The organism is Gallibacterium faecale (assembly GCF_027920745.1).
GTDB classification, from domain to species: Bacteria; Pseudomonadota; Gammaproteobacteria; order Enterobacterales; family Pasteurellaceae; genus Gallibacterium; species Gallibacterium faecale.
The window spans coordinates 1-21,847 of record NZ_JAQIBB010000069.1; the positions used below are offsets into that span (position 1 = coordinate 1).

A 21,847-nucleotide genomic window follows, 5' to 3' on the forward strand; every position below is an offset into this window, starting at 1 on the left:
TATGAGCTACAATTATTAGGCCAAATACGTAATGGTAATTCTATCTATTATATTGCCCCGAATAATTTATTAGATAGACTAAAATAATAATGGCTTTTGCAAACATATTTTGAGTGCTTTTCTTTATCTAACAACCTAAGTTTAAGAATGAGTATTTTCTCGATGTTTAAATTCTAAATACTCTTCCAACTGTTCTATTGCAGCGAGGCAGCGTTCGCGGCGTTGTTGGTAATGGAGAATCTGTTGTTGATAGCTAGTTTTCTGTTGTAGATCTGAGGTTTGTTGCTGTTTTTGTTCTAAATAGGCAAGTTGATCATTAAAGCGAGTTAAAAATTCATAATATTTATGAATACGTTGTTCTGGCGGCAGCTGGAATACTGCATACTTATCTGGATTGGAGGTATTAGTGGTATTTGTGTTACTTTTTGTAGGTTGCTTGGCTAATTGCATTTGATTTAATGCATCAACTAATACTCTAAATTGTGCAGTAATTTTTTCCGCAAGATAATTAATGACTTGGATATTATCTAACTCAGCTAAACGATTAATATTTTGTTTAATTTGTTCTAGATAAAAGCGTAATGGCTGAAATGATTCGAGAAAAATGGTTTGATCAAATGCAATCGTAATCAGTTGGCTATCATCATATTGAGTGAAATATTCTAATTGTTTAGTAAGTTGTGCAATATATTGTTGTTGGAGAGGTTGCTGCGATGATAGCGTCATTCTAATTCCTTGCAGAATAATAAAAAATGGGCAAGCCAGTTTAGGTTTGCCCATTATAGTGATGTTAAAGTGAGATCAAAAGTATTATAGACATTTGAGTAAATTACATCTTCTCAACTGTTTTAATACCTAATAAATCTAACCCTTGTTTGAGAACACGCGCAGTTAATGCTGCCAATTTCAAGCGACTTTGCTTAACGTTTTCTTCTTGGTTAAGAATAGGGCAGTGTTCATAGAAAGAAGAAAATGCCCCTGCTAAATCATATAGGTAGCCACAAAGAATATGAGGCGTACCATCACGAGCAACAGTTGTTACCGCTTCTTCAAATTTCAATAATGTAAGCGCTAATTGACGCTCTTTCTCATCATTAATTTGAATGTGTCCAGATAAGGTATCAGGATTAATACCGCTATTAGCAAAAATAGAACGAATACGGGTATAAGCATATTGAATATAAGGTGCGGTATTTCCTTCAAACGTTAGCATATTATCCCAATCGAACACATAATCAGTGGTACGATTTTTTGATAAGTCAGCATATTTCACCGCACCAATACCAACAACTTCAGCCACTTGTTGTTGTTCTGCACTGGTTAAATGGGTTGATTTTTGGCTGATAAGCGCTTGAGCACGTTCAACCGCTTCATCTAATAGATCGGCTAATTTAACAGTACCACCGGTACGTGTTTTAAATGGCTTATTATCTTTACCTAACATCATGCCAAAATTGAAGTGTTCTAAAGAAACGCTTTCGGGGACATAACCAGCTTTACGCACAATAATCCATACTTGTTGTAAGTGTTGGCTTTGACGCGAGTCAGTAAAGTAGAGAATACGGTTAGCGTGTAAGGTTTCATAACGGTATTTAGCACAAGCAATATCTGTAGTTGCGTAAAGGTAACCACCATCTTTTTTCTGGATAATCACACCAAGTGGATCACCTTCTTTATTTTTAAATTCATTGAGGAAAACTACTACCGCACCATCATCTTTTACCGCTAAACCTTTGGCTTCTAGATCGGCAACGATCCCTGGTAGCATTGGGTTATACAAACTTTCCCCCATCACATCTTTTTCAGTTAGGGTCACATTTAAACGATCGTAATTGCGTTGGTTTTGTTGCATCGTAATATCAACGAGTTTACGCCACATCGTACGGCAATATTCATCACCACCTTGCAATTTCACCACATAGCCACGGGCTTTTTCGGCAAATGCTTCATCTTCGTCATAATGTTTTTTGGCTTCACGATAAAATGCTTCAAGATCACTTAGCTCCATATCAGAGGCTTGTTCATTTTGCATTTTTTCTAAGTAAGCGATTAACATACCGAATTGAGTTCCCCAGTCACCAACATGGTTGGCACGAATAACTTTGTGACCAATAAACTCTAAAGTACGAACAACTGCATCACCGATAATGGTTGAACGGAGATGCCCTACGTGCATTTCTTTAGCTACATTAGGTGCGGAATAATCGGCAACAATAGTTTGTGGTTGTACTGGTGAAAATAAGAATTTCTCATCAGCTAGCATATTATCGCTTTGTGCTGCTAACCAAGCAGGATTTAAGAAGATATTGATAAAACCAGGACCAGCAATTTCTACTTTTTCAATTAAATCGCCGAGCTCAAGTTGATTTACTACTTGTTGAGCAAGATCACGAGGTGGAACACCTAATTTTTTTGCTGCTGCCATAATGCCATTAGCTTGATAGTCGCCAAATTGAACTTTATTTGATGGGCGAACTAAGGCTTCACTTTGTTGATCTGCACCTGCTGCGATCATTGCGTGTTTTATTTTTTCGGATAGAATGGTTTGAATATTCACGAATGTATGCCTTTTAAATTGAACCAATAAATTTAAACCCGTAATGATACTAGGGTTTCAACCATCAGAAAAGTGTTAAAAAGTGAAATAACGTAGTTATGACAAATTTAAAAATATTCCAACAATATCCAACCTTAGCCAATCAACTTATTACAACGGAAACCTTATTTAAACAGCTTATTGAGGTGCTAGGAACGGTAGTGCAATCATTAACTATTGATCATATTGCATTGCGTGTTAATACATTAGCGACAGCACAACAGTGGCAGCAGTGTTTAGCGAGTGATGCCACTTTATTAAGTGATAATTTGATTAATGGTAGACCGATTTATTTATATGAATTAAATCAACCATTAACTGTGTTAGGAGAACCAGTATCTGTGGTGGAGTTGCCTTTCCCAACAGAAAAACAATATCCGCAAGAAGGGTGGGAACATATCGAAATGGTATTTCCTTTCGTAAAAGATGAAACAGTAGAACAGTGGTTTGAACGTGTAGAACAGCTATTAAAAAATGTGCGTGAAAGAATTATTTTGAAAAAAAGCTGTCATAAAGCGGATGGAGAAGGTTTACTAAATCCTGCGGTTGCCATAAAATTAGTGGAAAATAATCATTTTGTAACAATAAAATTACATCCCTATTCAATTAAACAGATAGTGATGTCAGAAAAATAAACTTCATTAAGGAGATAAATATGAAAAAGATCGTATTCGCAGCAAGTTTATTAGCGAGCGTGACTTTAGTCGGCTGTTCAAATTCAGATTTATACAGCGGTAGTGTCTATTCTGGCGGTCAAGCAAAAGAAGCAAGAGCTGTAACATATGGTCGTATTGTGTCAGTTCGTCCAGTGACAATCCAAGGTGAAAGCCGCTCGCAAGGCGCTATCGGTACTGTTGGTGGCGGTGTATTAGGTGGTGTCTTAGGTTCAACAATTGGTGGCGGTAGCGGTAAAGCGGTAGCCACAGCAATTGGTGCAGTTGCAGGTGCAGTAGTGGGTAATAAAGTAGAACAAAAAGTGGATCAAACTTCAGGCGTTGAGTTAGTCATTCAAAAAGAAGATGGTGAACGTATTGCAGTTGTACAAAAAGCAGATCCAAGTTTTGTACCAGGTGCCCGTGTTCAACTTGTGGGTAGTGGTAGCTCACTCAACGTTTCTGTACTCTAATCATACTAAGCGAATTACCTGATACAGCGTAATTCGCTTTTTTCTCTATTATTTAAGGCAAACAATAATATGACAATGAAAATTCAACTTTCATCTCAACCAGCATCAGCTGTATGGGGTGAGAAAGCATTATTATCTTTCCAAAATGATCACGCTGTTATTCATCTGACAGAACAACGTACATTAAATGACGTGCAAAAAGCGGCAAAAAAATTACGTACTCAAGGTATTGATGATGTTGAATTAGTTGGTGATGAATGGGATTTAGAAAACTCTTGGGCGTTTTATCAAGGGTTTTATACTGCGAAACAAAATTTTGCGATTGAATTTACCTCGCTTGAAGAAGATGATGAAGCAGAATTATATGAACGAATCCATTGCAGTGATTTTGTAAGAGAAATCATTAACTTACCTTCTGAAGTGATTACACCAGTAGAATTGGCAAGTAGAGCAGCAACCTTTATCACTGAACAAGCAGAAAATTATTCAGGTCAAGGCACAGTCAGTTACCACATTATCAGCCGTGAACAATTAAAAGAACGTGGTTATGTAGGTATCTGGGAAGTGGGCAAAGGATCACACAATTCTCCAGCGATGTTGCAATTAGATTTTAATCCAACAGGTAATCCAGATGCGCCAGTATTCGCTTGTTTAGTTGGTAAAGGAATTACGTTTGATTCTGGTGGTTATAGCATTAAACCAAGTAATAGTATGGATTCTATGCGTTCAGATATGGGCGGTGCTGCCTTATTAACTGGGGCACTTGGTTTTGCGATTGCTCGTGGCTTGAAAAAACGTGTGAAACTTTACTTATGTTGTGCAGAAAACTTAGTGAGTAGTAAAGCCTTTAAACTGGGTGATATTATCAAATATCGTAATGGCGTAAGTGTTGAAGTGTTAAATACTGATGCAGAAGGACGTTTAGTATTAGCTGATGGATTAATTGATGCTTCAGCACAAAATGCGGAGATGATTATTGATTGTGCGACATTGACTGGCGCAGCAAAAGTGGCTGTGGGTAATGACTACCATTCAGTATTATCAATGGATGATAAACTGGTTGCCGCATTATTTGCCGCAGCTAAAGAGGAAAACGAACCATTCTGGCGTTTACCATTTGCAGAGTTTCATCGTGAACAAATTAGTTCATCATTTGCTGATATTGCAAATACAGCAAGTGTCAATACACCAGCAGGAGCAAGTACCGCAGCTGCATTTTTATCTTATTTTGTGCAAAATTATCAACAAAATTGGCTGCATATTGACTGTTCTGCAACCTTCCGTAAAGCAGGTTCACCACATTGGGCAGTAGGCGCAACGGGTATTGGTATGAAAACCTTAGCTAACTTATTACTTTCCGTAAAATAATGAGGATGAAAAATGGCATTAGAACGTACTTTATCAATTATTAAACCAGATGTTGTTGAACGAAATATGATCGGTACGATTATTGCTCGTTTAGAACAAGCAAAATTTCGGATTGTGGCAATGAAAATGGTACAGCTAACTTATGAACAAGCAGCAGGGTTTTATGCCGAACATCAGGGTAAACCATTTTTTGAAAAGTTAGTTAATTTTATGACATCAACACCGATTGTGGTATTGGTGCTAGAAAAAGAGAATGCCATTTTAGACTACCGTGCATTAATGGGGAAAACGAATCCACAAGAAGCACATATTGGTACGTTGCGTCATGATTTTGCGTTGGATGGAAGTAAAAATAGCGTTCATGGTTCAGATTCACTGACTTCTGCACAACGAGAAATCGCCTATTTCTTTGCGGATAGTGAAGTGTTTTAGGTAAAAAGAAGATTATCTAAAATCCACCTTAGGCCTATCATTATTGACATAAGGTGGATTTTTTATTTAAAAAATTAACTCTCGTGTTTAAATAATCCGGAAGAACCTTCAGAATAGTCTTTCGGCTGTTCTTCTTTAGCTCGTAATTGAGGTGTTGGATTTTCTTGGGTTAAAGCAAATATCTCGTTGTGATTATCAGGCAATAATGCAGTCGAAGTTTTGGCAAAATGCTGGTATAACTTTTGATAATCTTGCGCAAGGTTTTTCATTAAATCAGATGTTTCGGTGAAATGCTGCTCTAATTGTTCTTTTTGTTCTGCAATTGTTTCATTGGCTTGTTTTAACTCTTGTTGTGCCTGTTTTTGCGCTTTCACACTACCATTAGTAAAACGAGCAACAAGATAACCAATAAAGAATCCTACAATCAAACCGATCAATAGGATTTGCCACATTTCTTCACTCCAATTTTGCATATAAAACTCCTTAACAGACTAGATGAGAACGTTAAATTAATCATAATCACTTCTGACAATCTTGTCTTGTAGCAAACTTAATTTCTTTGTTGTAGCTCACAGAAAAAATTTAAAATATTGTTAGTAAGATATTTCGAGAAAAGACTATATAAACGCAAACGATTGCTTTATACTTATGCCCGCAAATTTTCTCATCTATTTTTAATCATCAACAAAGGAACAAAATAATGCAGGAACAACGTCCTATCCAACGTGCTTTAATTAGCGTTTCCGATAAAACTGGTATTGTCGAGTTTGCACAAGGTTTAATGCAACGTGGAGTCCAAATTCTTTCCACCGGTGGTACAGCCAAATTATTACTAGAAAATGGGTTAGCTGTGACGGAAGTGTCTGATTATACGCAGTTTCCAGAAATGATGGACGGTCGAGTAAAAACATTACATCCAAAAGTACACGGCGGGATTTTAGGACGTCGTGGTATTGATGATGAAGTGATGGCACAACATCAAATTGCCCCAATTGATATGGTGGTGGTAAATCTGTATCCATTTGCACAAACTGTGGCGAAGCCAGATTGTACATTAGAAGAGGCAGTAGAAAATATTGATATTGGCGGTCCAACAATGGTGCGATCTGCTGCAAAAAATCATAAAGATGTGGCAATTGTGGTGAATAATGCTGATTTTAATGCGATTTTGGCAGAGATGGATCAAAATGAAAATTCGTTAACTTTTGCAACACGTTTTGATTTGGCGATAAAAGCATTTGAACATACAGCACAATATGATGCGATGATTGCTAACTATTTTGGTCGCTTAGTTAAACCATATCAAGGTGCAGAGGAAGAAGAATTAGCAAACCCAAGTGGTCAATTCCCACGTACATTAAACCTTAATTTTATTCGTAAGCAAACTATGCGTTATGGTGAAAACTCACACCAAAATGCTGCTTTTTATGTAGAAAAAGAGTTGAAAGAGGCGAGTGTTTCGACTGCAACTCAATTACAAGGAAAAGCCCTTTCTTATAACAATATTGCAGATACTGATGCGGCATTAGAATGCGTAAAAGAGTTTACCCAACCAGCTTGTGTGATTGTGAAACATGCTAATCCTTGTGGCGTGGCTTTGGGCAAAGATTTATTAGAAGCCTATAATCGTGCGTATCAGACTGATCCAACTTCTGCTTTTGGTGGCATTATTGCATTTAACCGTGAGTTAGATGCGGAAACTGCGAAAGCGATTATTGATCGTCAATTTGTAGAAGTTATTATTGCGCCGATTGTTTCTACTACAGCGAAAGAAGTACTTAAAGCGAAGAAAAATGTTCGTGTTTTAGAATGTGGAGAATGGCAGCAACGTCAACCACGTTTAGATTTTAAACGTGTAAACGGTGGTTTATTAGTACAAGAAGCGGATCTTGGTATGGTTGAGTTAGCTGATCTGCAAGTAGTAAGTAAACGTCAGCCAACGCAACAAGAGTTACAAGATCTCTTATTCTGCTGGAAAGTGGCTAAGTATGTAAAATCTAATGCGATTGTTTATGCGAAAAATAATCAAACAATTGGGATTGGAGCAGGACAAATGAGCCGTGTTTATTCTGCAAAAATAGCTGGCATTAAAGCAGAAGATGAGGGCTTAGAAGTTAAAGGTACTGTAATGGCGTCCGATGCGTTCTTCCCATTCCGTGATGGGATTGATGCTGCCGCTAAAGTCGGCGTGACTTGTGTGATTCATCCAGGTGGTTCAATTCGTGATCAAGAAGTAATTGACGCAGCTGATGAACATAATATGGTGATGGTTTTAACTGGTATGCGTCATTTCAGACACTAATTGAGGAATTGCTAGATGAAAATTTTAATTATCGGTAATGGTGGACGTGAACACGCTCTAACATGGAAAGTAGCACAATCTCCGTTAGCAGAAAAAGTGTATGTTGCACCTGGTAATGTAGGCACTTCTCAAGAACCTAAAGTCGAAAATGTTGCGATTAGTGCAACAGATATTCCTGCATTGGTTGATTTTGCGAAACAACAACAAATTGATTTAACGATAGTCGGACCTGAAGCACCCTTAGTGATTGGGGTTGTGGATGCATTTCGTCAAGCTGGATTGAAAATTTTTGGACCAACCAAAGCAGCAGCACAATTAGAAGGTTCAAAAGCATTCACTAAAGATTTTTTAGCTCTCCACAATATTCCAACAGCAGAATATCAAACCTTTACCCAAGTTGAGCCTGCATTAGCGTATTTGCAGAAAAAAGGTGCTCCGATCGTCATTAAAGCAGATGGTTTAGCTGCGGGAAAAGGGGTGATTGTTGCAATGACCTTGGCAGAAGCTGAAGCCGCAGTAAAAGATATGTTATCTGGTAATGCGTTTGGTGAAGCGGGCAGTCGCGTGGTGATCGAAGAGTTTTTAGATGGTGAAGAAGCCAGTTTTATCGTGATGGTGGACGGTAAAAACGTTGAACCAATGGCAACGAGCCAAGATCATAAGCGAGTCGGTGAAGGCGATACTGGGTTAAATACGGGGGGAATGGGAGCATATTCACCTGCACCAGTAGTGACGCCAGAAATCCATCAGCGTATTATACAAGAAGTAATTTACCCAACGGTGAATGGAATGGCAGCAGAAAACAATATTTATACGGGTTTCTTGTATGCTGGATTGATGATTATGCCAAATGGACAACCGAAAGTAATTGAATTTAATTGCCGCTTTGGTGATCCTGAAACACAACCGATTATGTTGCGTTTACAGTCTGATTTAGTCGAACTTTGTCTAGCTGCGTGTGATGGCAAATTAGATCAAGTGCAATCACAATGGTGTGAACAAGCGGCTTTAGGTATTGTGCTTGCAGCAGAAGGTTATCCAGATACACCACGTAAAGGTGATGTTATCGACGGATTAGAGAAAGCGGCGAAACTGGAAGGTAAAGTTTTCTTTGCGGGAGTTGATCAACAAGGCGATCATATTGTAACGAATGGTGGGCGTGTTCTTTGCGTTACGGCATTAGGTGACAGTGTGAAAGCAGCACAACAAAAAGCATTGCAATTAGCAGAAACTATTACTTGGCAAGGGCGTTTCTACCGCCGTGATATTGGCTATCGTGCAATTGCCCGAGAAAAATAGATAAGATATGGATGTAACACCTCATACTAAGCAAAACAAATTTTGGGCATTGGTCTTTTGTGCCGCGATTATTTTATTGATTACTTCTGGAATTCGATTGTCGCAAGGGTTATTTGTACCGCCTTTGTCGCAGTTAGAACATCTTAGTATCGTTGGCATTAGTTTTGCTTTAGCGGTTAATCAATTAATGTGGGGTGTTTCTCAACCCATTATGGGAGCTTTAGCGGATCGTTTTGGTTCATTTAAAGTATTGTTAGTGGGAGCCTTATTGTTATTTTCAGGCAGTGTCATTTTCCCTTTTTGGGTAACTCAAACAGGCTTGTTAGTGACGATAGGGCTATTGTTAGCATTTGGTTCTGGTGCTGGTAGTTTTTCTGTATTGATTGGTTTAGTTGCCAATCGTATTCCAAGCCGATTCCAAGGTTTATCTTCTGGAATTATTAATGCGGGTAGTTCATTTGGCCAATTCTTATTTGCACCAATTTTGCAGTTTTTCATCACCTCACCAATCTTTGGTTGGCGAGGAGCAATGGCATTTTTGGCAATATCAGGATTATTAACTATTCCATTGGCTTATCTATTAGTACGCAAACCAAAATATAGTATTACCCAATCAATTCCAGATAAACCAGTCAAACATCATTCTCCTTCCCCAAAACAAGGATTAAAAAATGCATTGCGTATTGCCTTATCGAATAGAAGTTATCAATTATTGCATGATCTGCACCCCAAAAGTTGGACTTATTATCCAACAACATACAGAGGTGCAGATTTTTTATGACCAAATATAACCAAAACTTTAAACATCAAACTGTTGAGTTTTATTTTCAACACCACGAAAATCTTTCTTTAACTTGTCGTACCTTTGCAGTACCGAAACGCACATTAAGGCGTTGGCTTGCCCAATATCAACATTCAGGTATAAATGGCTTAGCCGTACTGCATACCAAACGAACCTATACCCCAGACTTTAAATATCAAATCATACAAACGATTCAAAACAGAGAACTCACACTTGACCAAGCCTGTTTACAGTTTGGGATTGCTAACTCGGGTGTTATTAGCCAATGGTTGAAACTCTTTCAAGAATCCGGTATAGAAGGATTACAACCAAAATCTAAAGGACGACCTGCGATGAAAAAACCACGCTATGCCAAAATGCCTCTACCACCGAAAACAGAAGAAGAACGCTTACGTTTAAGAATTCTAGAATTAGAAACGGAGAATGCTTACCTAAAAAAGTGTCAGGAATTAGACCGAGAAAAAATGAGGAAAAAGCCAACGCTGTCCAAGAATTAAGAACAGACTACCCATTAGACTTATTGTTACGGTATGCCGACTTAGCCAGAAGTACTTTCTTTTATCATTTACACGATAAAGATAAGACAAGGGATAACAACGCTTCATTACGTGCCCGGATTCTCGTTATCAAACAGCAACATCCGCATTATGGCTATCGCCGGGTCACCAAGCAATTAGGCGAAGGGAGCAATCATAAACGGGTACAACGCTTAATCCAAGCGATGGGATTGCAGGTAAAAGGGAAAAGACAACGTAAATATTATTCTTATCGTGGGGAAGTGGGTAACATCGCGCCGAATCACTTACAACGAGACTTCCACGCCAAGGTTCCGCACCAGAAATGGTTGACCGATATTACTGAGTTTAAGGTGAAGGGCGATAAACTCTATTTTTCCCCGATATTGGATTGTTATAACAATGAATTGATTGCGTATCAATGCAGTCGTCATCCAGATGGTAGATTAGTGAAACTGATGGTGTTACAAGCGATTGAGCAGTTAGCTGAGGGTGACTCACCGATATTACATTCAGACCAAGGTGTGCAATACCAAATGTTAAGTTATCAACAGTTACTCGCTCAGCACAATATTGTACAAAGTATGTCGAGGAAAGGAAATTGTTTAGATAATGCCGCGATGGAAAGTTTCTTTGGTCGAATGAAAGTAGAATGTTTTTATGGCAAAACCTTCGAAAGCATTGAAGAACTTGAATCCGTTATCAAAGAATATGTTCGTTATTACAATGAGGAAAGAATACAATTAAGACTAAATGGACTGAGTCCTGTTCAATACAGAATTCAGTCCTTAAAATAACAGTCTAACTTTTCGGGGTCAGATCAGTTTTCTGTATGAACAGTTTTCATTATAAAGATGAAAAAATAGCGATAAGATTTTAATTACACCTTGTAAATAAATAGGTACACTTACTAACCTTCCATCATCATTTTATTAGAGAGGAAATCCTGATGTTAAAAAGAAGTATGAATATTGCCGATTATGATCCAATTTTATGGCAAGCAATCCAAGATGAAGATCGTCGTCAAGAAGAACATATCGAATTAATTGCTTCTGAAAACTATGCCAGCCCACGTGTAATGCAAGCACAGGGATCACAATTAACCAATAAATATGCGGAAGGTTATCCGGGTAAACGTTATTACGGTGGTTGTGAATATGTAGATATTATTGAGCAACTTGCGATTGATCGTGCGAAGGCGTTATTTGGTGCGGATTATGCTAACGTGCAACCACATTCAGGTTCACAAGCCAATGCCGCTGTGTATATGGCGTTATTGGAACCAGGTGATACGATTTTAGGTATGAGCTTGGCTCACGGTGGTCACTTAACCCACGGTGCATCAGTAAGTTTCTCTGGAAAAATTTATCATGCAGAACAATATGGTATTACTGATGAAGGTTTAATTGATTATGATGCGTTGCGTCAGCAAGCATTAGCTGTTAAACCAAAAATGATCGTTGGTGGTTTCTCAGCGTATTCTCAAGTTGTTGATTGGATGAAAATGCGTGAAATTGCGGATGAAGTTGGTGCCTATTTATTTGTGGATATGGCCCACGTTGCAGGTTTAATTGCGGCTGGTGTTTATCCAAACCCATTAGAATATGCACATATTGTAACAACAACAACCCATAAAACCTTAGCTGGTCCTCGTGGCGGTCTAATTTTAGCGAAAGGTGGTTCAGAAGAGCTGTATAAAAAATTAAATAGTGCAGTGTTCCCAGCAGGACAAGGTGGACCATTAATGCACGTAATCGCAGCGAAAGCGGTATGTTTTAAAGAAGCTATGGAACCAGAGTTTAAAGCATATCAACAACAAGTTGTGAAAAATGCTCAAGCGATGGTAGAAGTATTTAAACAACGTGGATATGACATTGTATCTAATGGCACAGAAAACCACTTATTCCTGGTTAATTTAGTTAGCAAAGGCTTAACCGGTAAAGCTGCGGATGCGGCATTAGGTCGTGCTAATATCACAGTTAATAAAAATGCGGTACCAAATGATCCGAAAAGTCCTTTCGTTACCTCTGGTATTCGTGTTGGTACACCATCAATCACTCGCCGTGGCTTTAAAGAAAATGAAGCACGTGAGCTTGCAGGTTGGATGTGTGATGTATTAGATGATATTGAAAACGAAGCAGTTATCGAAGCAACAAAACAAAAAGTGTTAGAGATCTGCCGTCGTTTACCAGTATATGCGTAATCTGCGTAATTATTGAGCTAAAGCCCTTTCTAACCAGAAAGGGCTTTTTTGTAACAAAATTTTTATTAAATTATTTCTGATTTTTATTTTTCTTCTTATTTTATAAGTCATTTTGTCACAATATTTTTATTTCTAAATTGTTAAAATTTATTAAATTTTTGCAGATCGTCACATATTATTTTGTTGAATAGGTATGCAAAAAACATTAATATGTTTGCATTATCGTCAGTATTCAATTCGAGCTAATTTCAATGACTATTAGTATCAAAAATGTGAACTTTTTCTATGGTTCCACACAGGCTTTATTTGACATTAATTTAACTGCAGAACAAGGCGACATTGTGGTGTTATTGGGGCCGAGTGGTGCAGGAAAAAGTACACTAATTCGTACTTTAAACTTACTTGAAGTACCAAAAAGTGGCGAATTAGTGATCGCTAATAACCGTTTCGATCTTTCTACGAATAATGATCCGAAAAAGATTCGTCAATTACGTCAGGATGTAGGAATGGTATTCCAACAATATCATTTATGGCCACATATGACCGTAATCCAGAATTTGATTGAAGCACCGATGAAAGTTTTAGGATTAAATGAAGATGCGGCTAAACAGCAAGCATTAAATTTATTGAAACGCTTACGTCTAGAAGCACACGCCGATCGTTTCCCATTACATTTATCAGGTGGACAACAACAACGAGTTGCGATTGCACGTGCTTTAATGATGAAGCCACAAGTATTGCTATTTGATGAGCCAACAGCAGCACTAGATCCTGAAATTACGGCACAAGTTGTTTCGATTATTCAAGAATTGCAACAAACAGGAATTACGCAATTTATTGTTACCCACGAAGTTAATGTTGCTCGTAAAACAGCGACCAAAGTGGTGTATATGGAACAAGGACGTATTATTGAGGTTGGTGATGCCTCATGCTTTGAAAATCCTCAAACTGAACAATTTAAACAATATTTATCACACTAAAATCCTTACAGGAGAAAACACAATGAAAAAAGTACTATTAGCAAGTTTATTATTTGGTGCTGCAGTGGCAGCGAATGCACAAACTATCACGTTTGCAATGGAACCAACTTATCCACCTTTTGAAAATACCAATGAAAAAGGTGAAATTATTGGTTTTGATGTGGATGTAGCAAATGCTATCTGTAAGGAAATCAAGGCGGACTGTAAGTTTACTAGTCAATCTTTTGATAGTTTAATTGCGGGGCTTAAATTTAAACGTTTTGATGCAGCGATTTCAGCAATGGATATCACTGAAGAACGTGCAAAACAAGTAAGTTTCTCTGATCCATACTATGATAGTTCTGCAAGTTTTGTGGCTGCAAAAGAAGGCGTGACATTAGAAAATGCAAAAAATGTTGGTGTGCAAAACGGAACAACTTTCCAACAATATGTTGCAGCAAAAGCAAAACAATATAACAGCAAACCATATTCAACCTTACAAAATGCAATTCTAGATCTTAAAAACGGTCGTATTGATATTATTTTCGGAGATACAGCAGTATTAGCGGAATGGATTAAGAGTGATAAAGCTGTTCACTTTGTTGGTGATAAAGTGACAGATAAACAATACTTTGGTAATGGATTAGGTATTGCAGTAAATAAAAAGAATACTGAATTATTACAACAACTTAATAAAGGTCTTGCTGCAATTAAAGCAAATGGCCAATATCAAGCGATCTATGATAAATGGATGTCTGGTAAATAATTAAAATGTTTGCAGATTTTATTAATTTAATGTTTTCCGCTACCCTAGTGACACTAGGGTTAGCGGTTTCTTCATTGATTCTCGGTTTGATTTTATCAATCGTTTTTGTGGTCTTAGAAACCAACAAAATTCGTTGTATCCGTCAAACGACATCAATAATCGTAACGCTATTGCGTGGTTTACCTGAGATTTTAGTGGTCTTGCTAATTTTCTTTGGTTCTACTCAAGTGCTTTTTCTGTTGACGGATGAATATATTGAATTCAGTGCATTTTGGTGTGGCACAGTAGCGTTAGCGATTATTTTTGCCGCCTATGCCTCACAGTCATTGCGGGGGGCAATTCAAGCTATTCCATTGGGACAATGGGAATCAGGTGCTGCACTTGGGTTAAGTCGTCCACAAACATTTGTGCGCATTGTGATGCCGCAAGTGTGGCGTCATGCTTTACCGGGATTAAGTAATCAATGGTTGGTGTTATTAAAAGATACCGCATTAGTGTCATTAATCGGTGTTGATGATTTAATGCGTCAAGCTGAGTTAGTGAATGCAAGTACTCATCAGCCGTTCACTTGGTATGGGATTGCCGCATTGTTGTATTTGGTGATTACACTGGTTAGTCAAGTGGGTATTCGTAAACTCGATCTCTACTTTACTCGCTTTGAAAGGGAGAAAGGATAATGACTTACGACTATTTTTTGACGATTGCGCAAGGTATTCCAACGAGTTTATTACTGACAGTGGTTTCGTTAGTAATTGCATTTTTATTAGCCTTAATCCTGACATTTTTATTAGCATTAAATAATAAAGTCATCAGTAAAATTGTTAATTTATATATTATGCTCTTTACTGGTACACCATTATTAGTTCAATTATTTTTAATTTATAGTGGACCAGGACAATTTGAATGGATTGTAAATAGTCCATTGTGGAGCTTATTATCGAATGCTTGGTTCTGCGCTATGTTAGCATTAGCGTTGAATAGCGCTGCTTACTCAACGCAATTATTCTATGGTGCAGTTAAAGCAATCTCAAAAGGACAATGGGAAAGCTGTATGTCTTTGGGATTATCAAGAGCACAAACATTAAAAATTTTAATTCCATATGCGCTAAAACGTGCATTACCGTCTTATACCAATGAAATCATTTTGGTTTTTAAAGGCACGTCTTTAGCATCAACGATTACAATAATGGATATTATGGGGTGCGCAAGACAACTCTATGGTACAGAATATAATGCGTTACTGATTTATGGTCTTGCAGGTGCACTTTACCTAGTGATTACTGGTGTTGCTACCTATTTATTACGTAAATTAGAAAAACGTGTGTTAGTCTTTGAACGTCTTGAGGTTTCTCAATAAGTTATAGCGGATAAAAAACAGGAATTTTACTGAACAATGCTTATATTAGGCATATAGGACGAAAAAGTTGGTAATGATCATTTCTCATAATTCTTACCAACTTTTTTATTTCAACAACATCTATCAGATGTATAATCTATTGAATTTTTTATGTTTGAGGATTTGTAGAAGAGTGATCTACTAATAAATAAGCACCCTTAGCGATCATACGTAGTTGTAAAATCACGCGATGTTTCAGCGCTTCGCGTTCTTGATTGTTCATATCTAACGCATGAGAGCCAGCAGTAAAAACAAGTGTCACCATTCCCTCTGCCTGAGCTTTAGCAACATAATCGGGGATGCCTTTATCTTTATTCATAATGTATTCCGCTAATTCGGCAACAAAGTGGTTAATTTCTCGAGAAGCCGCAGTACGAAACTCTTGTGAAGTCCCAGAGCTTTCTCGGAGTAATAGACGAAAAACATTTGGACGATTAGCAATAAACTCAAAGAATGTTTCTACTGAAATAACAATAACACTTCCACCATCAGCAATACGTTTACGAGCTTGTCGCATTAATTGACGCAGTATTAACCCAGCTTCATCGACCATACTTAACCCAAGTTCATCCATATCACGAAAATGACGATAAAATGAAGTGGGCGCAATACCCGCTTCTCGACTCACTTCACGTAAACTTAAATTAGAAAAACTTTTTTCGGCACTAAGCTGTTCAAAAGCGGCATCAATTAATGCTCGCCGTGTTTTTTCTTTTTGCTTCGCTCGGATTCCACTCATGATGATTAATCTTTAGTTGGGGTGACAAGTAATGGCTTAATATTTTTTTCCACTAGTTGAGCGACCCGTTGATAACGGGCGCGTAGTGGTGATCCTGGACGATAAATTAATCCAATAGAGCGGTATGGGCGAGGATCGATACAAGGAATGTATTTTACCCCTTGTCGAGAACGTTCATTTAATATGGCTAATTCAGGAATAAAGGTAATACCTGCATTTGCAGCAACCATATTGCGTAGCGTTTCTAAACTCGTCGCCTGATAATGGGTATTTTCTTTTGCACCGGCCACAAAACAGTAACCTAATGCTTGATCGCGGAAACAGTGACCATCGTCAAGCATTAATAGTTCATAATTTTTTAAACGTTCAAGCGGAATTTCTTTTTCTTTTGCGAGTGGATGTTTATCCGATACAGCAATTAACATGGCTTCATCATAAATTGGAATTTCCATAAATGCTGAAGTTTCTTTAACTAATGCAACGATAGCACAATCTAGTTGCCCTTTTTCTAATTGCTCTAATAGTTGATGAGTTTGTGCTTCGTAGAGATAAACTTCTAACTCAGGAAAAGCTTCGCGTAACATAGGAATCATATAAGGTAAGAGATATGGGCCAATGGTAGGAATCATACCGATATGTAATGGTCCAGTCATATCTTTACCTTGATTACTTGCCATTTCACGGAGTAATTGAACTTCACGTAGTACATTTCGGGCTTGATCTACTAATAGTAAACCTGATTGAGTAAATAAGACTTTACGGCTGGTTCGCTCTAATAAAATAATCCCTAATTCATCTTCTAATTTACGGATTTGTCCGCTTAATGTTGGTTGACTAACATGGCAAGCATCTGCGGCTTTACGGAAATGTTTATGGTCAGAAAGTGCAACTAAATACTCAAGATCCCGAAGATTCATAACGCTTCTCCTTTATAGGTTATGACGATTGAAAATGATATTTTTAATTGGAGAAAACTATATCATATTTATTGTTTAGTACAATTATTTTCTGTAGGTAACCACTGTTTTATAAGTTCATCAGTAATCAGTTTATGTGACCATAAACTGGTAATTGCTGGTTGTGGGAATTGATTATGGTTATAGGCAATCAGTTTTCTAAAATCAAAAGCAGCATGTGGGTAATCATTAATTAATAATAAGGCGAAATAACCATCTTCAGACCAACAAATTTGTAATTTTCTCGCGGTGTCTTTTTGATCAACGGAAGTGGCATTATAAATATGTAAGCTGTCAACAATTGCTTCATTTTGTTGTGTATCAATGGCGTAAAAATAACCTGTATCACCATCATCTTCGAATACAACTGCAAGGTGATCGTGTTGACTAGAATGCGTACCGACTTGTTTTGGTTGACTAATAAAAAGCTGATCTTCAAGTGTTAAATGCAACATAACTATTCCTTATAAGAATGTTGATAAATGATGATTAAGATGCTGAATACAATGTTCTAGAATTTGTTGTTCCTGTTCAGTAAAGCGCGCGAATTTTGGACTATCAATATCTAATACACTGATAATTTTGTCATTTTGATAAAGTGGTAACACGATTTCAGAATTACTTGCACTATCGCAAGCAATATGTCCATCAAATTGATGAACATTATCAACACGTAATACTTTATTTTGAGCCACAGCTTGACCACAAACGCCCTTACCAACAGGAATACGAGTACAGGCAATTTTACCTTGGAATGGTCCTAAAGTAAGTACGTTTTCTGAATTTAGTAGATAAAATCCAACCCAATTAATATCCGTCAAATATTGATTTAACAATGCAGAAGTGTTGGCTAATACACTAATTAGATTATTATCTCCTTCAATTAATGCTTGCAGGGTTTGAGGTAAGGTATTGATATCATGATCAGTGTAAGAAAACATAGTCTCTCCTAAGCAAATAAAAGCCGAAAGGAAATCCTTTCGGCCTAGAATAAAATGAAAAATTAAAAAATTACCAGCCCTTCACGACAGAATCTTTAAATTCTTCCATTGCTTTTTTATACACTTCTTCTGTGTTATATGCTTTTACAAAATTTTGTACATCTGGATCAGCTTTATTGTCTTCACGAGCAACAATGATATTTACATATGGAGAATCTTTATCTTCTACAAAAACAGCATCTTTGCTTGGATATAAACCAGCTTGACCAGCAAATGTATTGTTGATGATAGCGAGATCTACTTGACCTAAAGTACGTGGAATTAAGTTAGCATCAAGAGTTTTGATATTCAGATTTTTTGGATTTTCAACAATATCTAATGTAGTTGGTGTTAAACCTGTACCTGCTTTTAATTTGATTAAACCTTGAGCTTGTAATAAAAGTAATGCACGACCACCGTTAGTTGGATCGTTTGGAATAGCCACAGTAGCGCCATCTTTTAATTCGCTGGCTTTTTTGATGGTTTTAGAATAAGCCGCAATTGGGTAAACAAAAGTATTACCAACGATAACTAAGTCAGTCCAACCACGATCTTTCATCTGAGAATCTAAATAAGGTTTATGTTGGAAAGCATTTGCATCAATAAGTTTGTTTTCTAATGCTGCATTTGGCGTTACATAGTCAGTAAATGGAACTAACTCAACTTCTAGACCATATTTATCTTTTGCAATTTTTTTTGCTGTTTCAGCAACAGTCATTTCAGGACCAGTTTGGATACCTACTTTAATTTTGCCATCTTTAGCGAATGCGGATGATGAAAATGCAATTGCAGCAGATAATGCACTAATTGTTAAGATGTTTTTGATTTGCATATAAGAATCTCCTTGGATTATTTATGATTAAAATGACGGACAAGCTGATCACCAATAGTTTGAATCACTTGTACCATAATAACGAGGATAACAATGGTCGCGATTAAGATTTCAGGCACATAAGTTTGATAACCATACTGAATACCAACATAGCCTAAACCGCCGCCACCAACAGTACCAGCCATTGCAGAGTAGTTAACTAATGCGACTAAAGTAATTGTGATTGCATTAATAATACTTGGTAATGCTTCTGGTAATAAAAATTTAGTAATAATTTGGAAGTTACTCGCTCCCATAGCACGAGCCGCTTCGGTTAATCCGGATGGAATTTCCATTAATGCCCCTTCAACTAAACGAGCAACAAAAGGAATAGCTGAAATAGTTAAAGGAACAATTGCTGCGGTTGTGCCGATAAAAGTACCTAAAATCAGCATAGTAAATGGAATAATTGCTACCAGTAAAATAACGAATGGTACTGAACGTCCTACATTCACGATAGCACTAAGAATTGTATTAAGACTTTTATTCTCTTTAATTTGTCCTTTTTTCGTAATAAATAGAACAACACCAAGTGGAATACCAAATAAAGCTGCAAAAAAACCAGAGGCAAACACCATATATAATGTTTCTAATGTTGCATTGCCAATTAAAGTCCAAACTTGAGGAGTTAACACATCAAACATAACCTAATACCTCAACACGCACATTGTGTTCCATTAAATAAATTTTCGCTTGTGTAATAGCATCTTCATCACCTTCTACTTCTGCAATCACAAAGCCAAATTTAACGCCACCGGCATAATCAATTTGTGAAGTCAAGATACTTAAATCAATACCAAATTTCTTCGATGCAAGAGAGAGAAGCGGAGCATCTACAGAACGACCAGTAAATTCAAATTTTATTAGTGGATAAGATTCAGCATTGCGAGGTGAATCACTAAGTTGTGCTAAATACTCATCAGGTAAATTGATATGGAATGTTGAACGAATAAAATCTTGGGCTAATTGTGTTTTTGGATTTGAGAAAATTTCACTGACAGAGCCTTGTTCAACTAAACAACCTTTATCAATAATAGCAACTTGATCGCAGATCTGTTTCACAACATCCATTTCATGAGTAATCAAAAGAATGGTAATTCCTAAGTTACGATTAATTTCTTTTAATAGACGCAAAATTGATTGTGTTGTAGCAGGATCTAAAGCACTAGTAGCTTCATCACACAATAATACTTTTGGATCACTTGCTAAGGCACGAGCAATCGCAACACGTTGCTTTTGTCCTCCGGATAAATTACTTGGATAAGCATCTTTCTTATCCGCTAAACCGATCATATTTAAAAGTGAATTGACTTTTTCGGTAATCTTCTCTTTTGGAGTACCATTTAATTCTAGTGGCAAAGCTATATTACCGAATACTGTTCTACAACTTAGCAAATTGAAATGTTGGAAAATCATACCAATTTGACGACGAGCTTGCACAAGTTCAGATTGCGATAATTGCATTAAATTTTTGCCATCAACAATAACATTACCGCTAGTTGGGCGTTCCAAAAGGTTGACACAACGAATTAGAGTGCTTTTACCAGCACCTGATGCGCCAATTACCCCAACAATTTTTCCTTGTGGAATATGTAAAGAAACATTGTCCAAAGCCGTAAGCTGTCGCCCATTGACTTGGAAAGTTTTATAGATATTTTCTAATTTGATCATTTTTTACTTAATTAAGTGGATAACAGAAAATTACCGAGTATTTTAGACGTCTAGATAGCTATGTCAATAAGTTTTTATAAACTTTAGTTATTAATGATTAAATCTTATTTCTTTATTATGATCTGAAAAGATGGATTAACATTGAAACAATAAGTTTTGTTATAGTAAGTTGGCTATTAAATAGAAGACATAATAAAGAGGAATAAATGAAGAAAGCGATTTTTTTAGATCGGGATGGCACACTAAATATTGATCATGGCTATGTTCATACGATTGATCAGTTTCAGTTTATTGAAGGAAGTATTGAAGCTTTAAAAGTATTACAAGATATGGGATATGCTTTAGTGTTAGTGACCAATCAATCTGGTATTGCTAGAGGGTATTATACGGAAGAAGAGTTCAATCAATTAACAGAATGGATGGACTGGTCTTTAGAAGATAGAGGAGTACATCTGGATGGAATTTATTATTGTCCACACCACCCAGAAGGAATTGGCGAATATCGTCAGGAATGTGACTGTCGTAAGCCAAAAGCTGGAATGTTGCTAGAGGCAATTAGAGATCTTCATCTTGATCCTAATCAGTCAATAATGGTTGGTGATAAATTAGATGATGTATTGGCAGGGCAAGCAGCAAATATAAAGCATACAGTTTTAGTAAAAACAGGGAAAGATATTTCTACTGAAATTGCAGCTAAGGCAGATTATGTTATTGATTCTATTGCAGAACTTCCAGAGTTGCTTAAAGAGATAAATTTTAAGAAGTTTAAAAAGTAGTCGATCGATCTTTTTTTGAAAAAAAAAACTTGCACAGGAATTTGAAATCACTATAATGCACCTCCGCAACGACGCTGAAGTGTGAAGTGA

The 21,847-nt window shown here is 37.0% G+C and carries 25 protein-coding genes; 15 read left to right on the forward strand and 10 right to left on the reverse strand.

Annotation, left to right across the window (positions count from 1 at the left end; all coding sequences use genetic code 11):
* Positions 1–141: 141 nt before the first annotated feature.
* Both priC and argS read right to left on the reverse strand, forming a co-directional pair.
* On the reverse strand, positions 142–726 hold the full coding sequence (priC, locus tag PF272_RS07915) for a primosomal replication protein PriC (RefSeq protein ID WP_271142329.1): 585 nt from the start codon (positions 724–726) through the stop codon (positions 142–144).
* Between the two features lie 103 nt (positions 727–829).
* Positions 830–2,557 carry an arginine--tRNA ligase gene (gene argS / locus PF272_RS07920; RefSeq protein WP_065238809.1) on the reverse strand — a complete coding sequence of 576 codons (1,728 nt, stop codon included), beginning with the start codon at positions 2,555–2,557 and terminating at the stop codon, positions 830–832.
* A 98-nt stretch (positions 2,558–2,655) separates the two neighbouring features.
* On the opposite strand from argS, the gene PF272_RS07925 reads away from it, so the two are divergent.
* The 4 genes from PF272_RS07925 (at position 2,656) to ndk (ending at position 5,522) form a co-directional block, all read left to right on the forward strand.
* Positions 2,656–3,231, forward strand: coding sequence for a VOC family protein (locus PF272_RS07925; protein WP_271142330.1), 576 nt, complete (start codon positions 2,656–2,658; stop codon positions 3,229–3,231).
* A 20-nt stretch (positions 3,232–3,251) separates the two neighbouring features.
* Positions 3,252–3,722, forward strand: coding sequence for an outer membrane lipoprotein (locus PF272_RS07930; protein WP_271142331.1), 471 nt, complete (start codon positions 3,252–3,254; stop codon positions 3,720–3,722).
* A gap of 75 nt (positions 3,723–3,797) precedes the next feature.
* The gene (gene pepB / locus PF272_RS07935; protein ID WP_271142343.1) at positions 3,798–5,090 is read left to right on the forward strand and encodes an aminopeptidase PepB; all 1,293 of its coding nucleotides are present in this window, start codon (positions 3,798–3,800) and stop codon (positions 5,088–5,090) included.
* 12 nt (positions 5,091–5,102) lie between these two features.
* Entirely contained in the window at positions 5,103–5,522 is a 420-nt protein-coding gene (gene ndk, locus PF272_RS07940; RefSeq protein ID WP_271142332.1) for a nucleoside-diphosphate kinase, read from the forward strand.
* A gap of 74 nt (positions 5,523–5,596) precedes the next feature.
* Here the strand turns inward: ndk and PF272_RS07945 are convergent, their stop codons facing one another.
* Positions 5,597–5,995 carry a Z-ring associated ZapG family protein gene (locus PF272_RS07945; RefSeq protein ID WP_271142333.1) on the reverse strand — a complete coding sequence of 133 codons (399 nt, stop codon included), beginning with the start codon at positions 5,993–5,995 and terminating at the stop codon, positions 5,597–5,599.
* Between the two features lie 227 nt (positions 5,996–6,222).
* Between PF272_RS07945 and purH the strand changes: the two genes are divergently transcribed.
* From purH to artM, 10 genes are all read left to right on the forward strand, one after another.
* Positions 6,223–7,824: a bifunctional phosphoribosylaminoimidazolecarboxamide formyltransferase/IMP cyclohydrolase gene (purH, locus tag PF272_RS07950; protein ID WP_271142334.1), complete on the forward strand. Its 1,602-nt coding sequence runs from the start codon at positions 6,223–6,225 to the stop codon at positions 7,822–7,824.
* Between the two features lie 15 nt (positions 7,825–7,839).
* On the forward strand, positions 7,840–9,123 hold the full coding sequence (gene purD, locus PF272_RS07955; RefSeq protein WP_271142335.1) for a phosphoribosylamine--glycine ligase: 1,284 nt from the start codon (positions 7,840–7,842) through the stop codon (positions 9,121–9,123).
* 7 nt (positions 9,124–9,130) lie between these two features.
* Positions 9,131–9,904, forward strand: a complete 774-nt coding sequence (locus PF272_RS07960) for an MFS transporter (RefSeq protein WP_271142336.1) — start codon at positions 9,131–9,133, stop codon at positions 9,902–9,904.
* Entirely contained in the window at positions 9,901–10,422 is a 522-nt protein-coding gene (locus PF272_RS07965) for a helix-turn-helix domain-containing protein (RefSeq protein WP_271142337.1), read from the forward strand. The genes PF272_RS07960 and PF272_RS07965 overlap by 4 nt, the downstream gene beginning before the upstream one ends.
* Positions 10,335–11,237, forward strand: coding sequence for an IS3 family transposase (locus PF272_RS07970; protein WP_271142344.1), 903 nt, complete (start codon positions 10,335–10,337; stop codon positions 11,235–11,237). Before PF272_RS07965 ends, PF272_RS07970 begins: the two co-directional genes overlap by 88 nt.
* 152 nt (positions 11,238–11,389) lie before the next feature.
* Positions 11,390–12,643 carry a serine hydroxymethyltransferase gene (gene glyA / locus PF272_RS07975; RefSeq protein WP_271142338.1) on the forward strand — a complete coding sequence of 418 codons (1,254 nt, stop codon included), beginning with the start codon at positions 11,390–11,392 and terminating at the stop codon, positions 12,641–12,643.
* Positions 12,644–12,894: 251 nt separating this feature from the next.
* Entirely contained in the window at positions 12,895–13,623 is a 729-nt protein-coding gene (artP, locus tag PF272_RS07980) for an arginine ABC transporter ATP-binding protein ArtP (protein WP_065235206.1), read from the forward strand.
* Between the two features lie 22 nt (positions 13,624–13,645).
* Entirely contained in the window at positions 13,646–14,368 is a 723-nt protein-coding gene (locus PF272_RS07985; RefSeq protein WP_065235207.1) for an arginine ABC transporter substrate-binding protein, read from the forward strand.
* A 5-nt stretch (positions 14,369–14,373) separates the two neighbouring features.
* On the forward strand, positions 14,374–15,045 hold the full coding sequence (gene artQ / locus PF272_RS07990) for an arginine ABC transporter permease ArtQ (RefSeq protein ID WP_065235208.1): 672 nt from the start codon (positions 14,374–14,376) through the stop codon (positions 15,043–15,045).
* The gene (artM, locus tag PF272_RS07995) at positions 15,045–15,725 is read left to right on the forward strand and encodes an arginine ABC transporter permease ArtM (RefSeq protein WP_271142339.1); all 681 of its coding nucleotides are present in this window, start codon (positions 15,045–15,047) and stop codon (positions 15,723–15,725) included. Before artQ ends, artM begins: the two co-directional genes overlap by 1 nt.
* 148 nt (positions 15,726–15,873) lie before the next feature.
* Here the strand turns inward: artM and fabR are convergent, their stop codons facing one another.
* From fabR to metN, 7 genes are all read right to left on the reverse strand, one after another.
* The gene (gene fabR, locus PF272_RS08000) at positions 15,874–16,503 is read right to left on the reverse strand and encodes an HTH-type transcriptional repressor FabR (protein WP_065237208.1); all 630 of its coding nucleotides are present in this window, start codon (positions 16,501–16,503) and stop codon (positions 15,874–15,876) included.
* A gap of 5 nt (positions 16,504–16,508) precedes the next feature.
* A complete protein-coding gene (gene oxyR / locus PF272_RS08005) occupies positions 16,509–17,420 on the reverse strand; it encodes a DNA-binding transcriptional regulator OxyR (protein ID WP_271142340.1) in 912 nt (303 codons plus the stop codon).
* 68 nt (positions 17,421–17,488) lie between these two features.
* Positions 17,489–17,914 (reverse strand): DUF2251 domain-containing protein, encoded by a 426-nt coding sequence (locus PF272_RS08010; protein WP_271142341.1) that lies wholly within the window; start codon positions 17,912–17,914, stop codon positions 17,489–17,491.
* A gap of 9 nt (positions 17,915–17,923) precedes the next feature.
* Positions 17,924–18,400, reverse strand: coding sequence for a GAF domain-containing protein (locus PF272_RS08015; protein ID WP_271142342.1), 477 nt, complete (start codon positions 18,398–18,400; stop codon positions 17,924–17,926).
* Between the two features lie 70 nt (positions 18,401–18,470).
* Complete coding sequence (locus tag PF272_RS08020; RefSeq protein WP_065234515.1) at positions 18,471–19,271, reverse strand: MetQ/NlpA family lipoprotein; 801 nt, start codon at positions 19,269–19,271, stop codon at positions 18,471–18,473.
* A 17-nt stretch (positions 19,272–19,288) separates the two neighbouring features.
* The gene (locus PF272_RS08025; protein ID WP_065234514.1) at positions 19,289–19,954 is read right to left on the reverse strand and encodes a methionine ABC transporter permease; all 666 of its coding nucleotides are present in this window, start codon (positions 19,952–19,954) and stop codon (positions 19,289–19,291) included.
* Positions 19,947–20,981 carry a methionine ABC transporter ATP-binding protein MetN gene (gene metN, locus PF272_RS08030; protein ID WP_065238618.1) on the reverse strand — a complete coding sequence of 345 codons (1,035 nt, stop codon included), beginning with the start codon at positions 20,979–20,981 and terminating at the stop codon, positions 19,947–19,949. The genes PF272_RS08025 and metN overlap by 8 nt, the downstream gene beginning before the upstream one ends.
* A 206-nt stretch (positions 20,982–21,187) precedes the next feature.
* Here metN and gmhB point away from each other — a divergent pair, with 206 nt between their 5' ends.
* Positions 21,188–21,757, forward strand: a complete 570-nt coding sequence (gmhB, locus tag PF272_RS08035) for a D-glycero-beta-D-manno-heptose 1,7-bisphosphate 7-phosphatase (RefSeq protein WP_065237201.1) — start codon at positions 21,188–21,190, stop codon at positions 21,755–21,757.
* Positions 21,758–21,847 lie beyond the last annotated feature (90 nt).

Bases quoted from the DNA above. Each gene is read 5' to 3' on its own strand.
- glyA (WP_271142338.1), top strand. From the start codon at position 11,390: ATGTTAAAAAGAAGTATGAATATTGCCGATTATGATCCAATTTTATGG.
- purH (WP_271142334.1), top strand. From the start codon at position 6,223: ATGCAGGAACAACGTCCTATCCAACGTGCTTTAATTAGCGTTTCCGAT.
- ndk (WP_271142332.1), top strand. From the start codon at position 5,103: ATGGCATTAGAACGTACTTTATCAATTATTAAACCAGATGTTGTTGAA.
- PF272_RS07930 (WP_271142331.1), top strand. From the start codon at position 3,252: ATGAAAAAGATCGTATTCGCAGCAAGTTTATTAGCGAGCGTGACTTTA.
- PF272_RS07945 (WP_271142333.1), bottom strand. From the start codon at position 5,995: ATGCAAAATTGGAGTGAAGAAATGTGGCAAATCCTATTGATCGGTTTG.
- metN (WP_065238618.1), bottom strand. From the start codon at position 20,981: ATGATCAAATTAGAAAATATCTATAAAACTTTCCAAGTCAATGGGCGA.
- PF272_RS07960 (WP_271142336.1), top strand. From the start codon at position 9,131: ATGGATGTAACACCTCATACTAAGCAAAACAAATTTTGGGCATTGGTC.
- pepB (WP_271142343.1), top strand. From the start codon at position 3,798: ATGAAAATTCAACTTTCATCTCAACCAGCATCAGCTGTATGGGGTGAG.
- PF272_RS08025 (WP_065234514.1), bottom strand. From the start codon at position 19,954: ATGTTTGATGTGTTAACTCCTCAAGTTTGGACTTTAATTGGCAATGCA.
- artP (WP_065235206.1), top strand. From the start codon at position 12,895: ATGACTATTAGTATCAAAAATGTGAACTTTTTCTATGGTTCCACACAG.
- priC (WP_271142329.1), bottom strand. From the start codon at position 726: ATGACGCTATCATCGCAGCAACCTCTCCAACAACAATATATTGCACAA.
- PF272_RS07985 (WP_065235207.1), top strand. From the start codon at position 13,646: ATGAAAAAAGTACTATTAGCAAGTTTATTATTTGGTGCTGCAGTGGCA.
- purD (WP_271142335.1), top strand. From the start codon at position 7,840: ATGAAAATTTTAATTATCGGTAATGGTGGACGTGAACACGCTCTAACA.
- PF272_RS08020 (WP_065234515.1), bottom strand. From the start codon at position 19,271: ATGCAAATCAAAAACATCTTAACAATTAGTGCATTATCTGCTGCAATT.
- oxyR (WP_271142340.1), bottom strand. From the start codon at position 17,420: ATGAATCTTCGGGATCTTGAGTATTTAGTTGCACTTTCTGACCATAAA.
- PF272_RS08010 (WP_271142341.1), bottom strand. From the start codon at position 17,914: ATGTTGCATTTAACACTTGAAGATCAGCTTTTTATTAGTCAACCAAAA.
- PF272_RS07965 (WP_271142337.1), top strand. From the start codon at position 9,901: ATGACCAAATATAACCAAAACTTTAAACATCAAACTGTTGAGTTTTAT.
- PF272_RS07925 (WP_271142330.1), top strand. From the start codon at position 2,656: ATGACAAATTTAAAAATATTCCAACAATATCCAACCTTAGCCAATCAA.
- gmhB (WP_065237201.1), top strand. From the start codon at position 21,188: ATGAAGAAAGCGATTTTTTTAGATCGGGATGGCACACTAAATATTGAT.
- artM (WP_271142339.1), top strand. From the start codon at position 15,045: ATGACTTACGACTATTTTTTGACGATTGCGCAAGGTATTCCAACGAGT.
- artQ (WP_065235208.1), top strand. From the start codon at position 14,374: ATGTTTGCAGATTTTATTAATTTAATGTTTTCCGCTACCCTAGTGACA.
- PF272_RS08015 (WP_271142342.1), bottom strand. From the start codon at position 18,400: ATGTTTTCTTACACTGATCATGATATCAATACCTTACCTCAAACCCTG.
- fabR (WP_065237208.1), bottom strand. From the start codon at position 16,503: ATGAGTGGAATCCGAGCGAAGCAAAAAGAAAAAACACGGCGAGCATTA.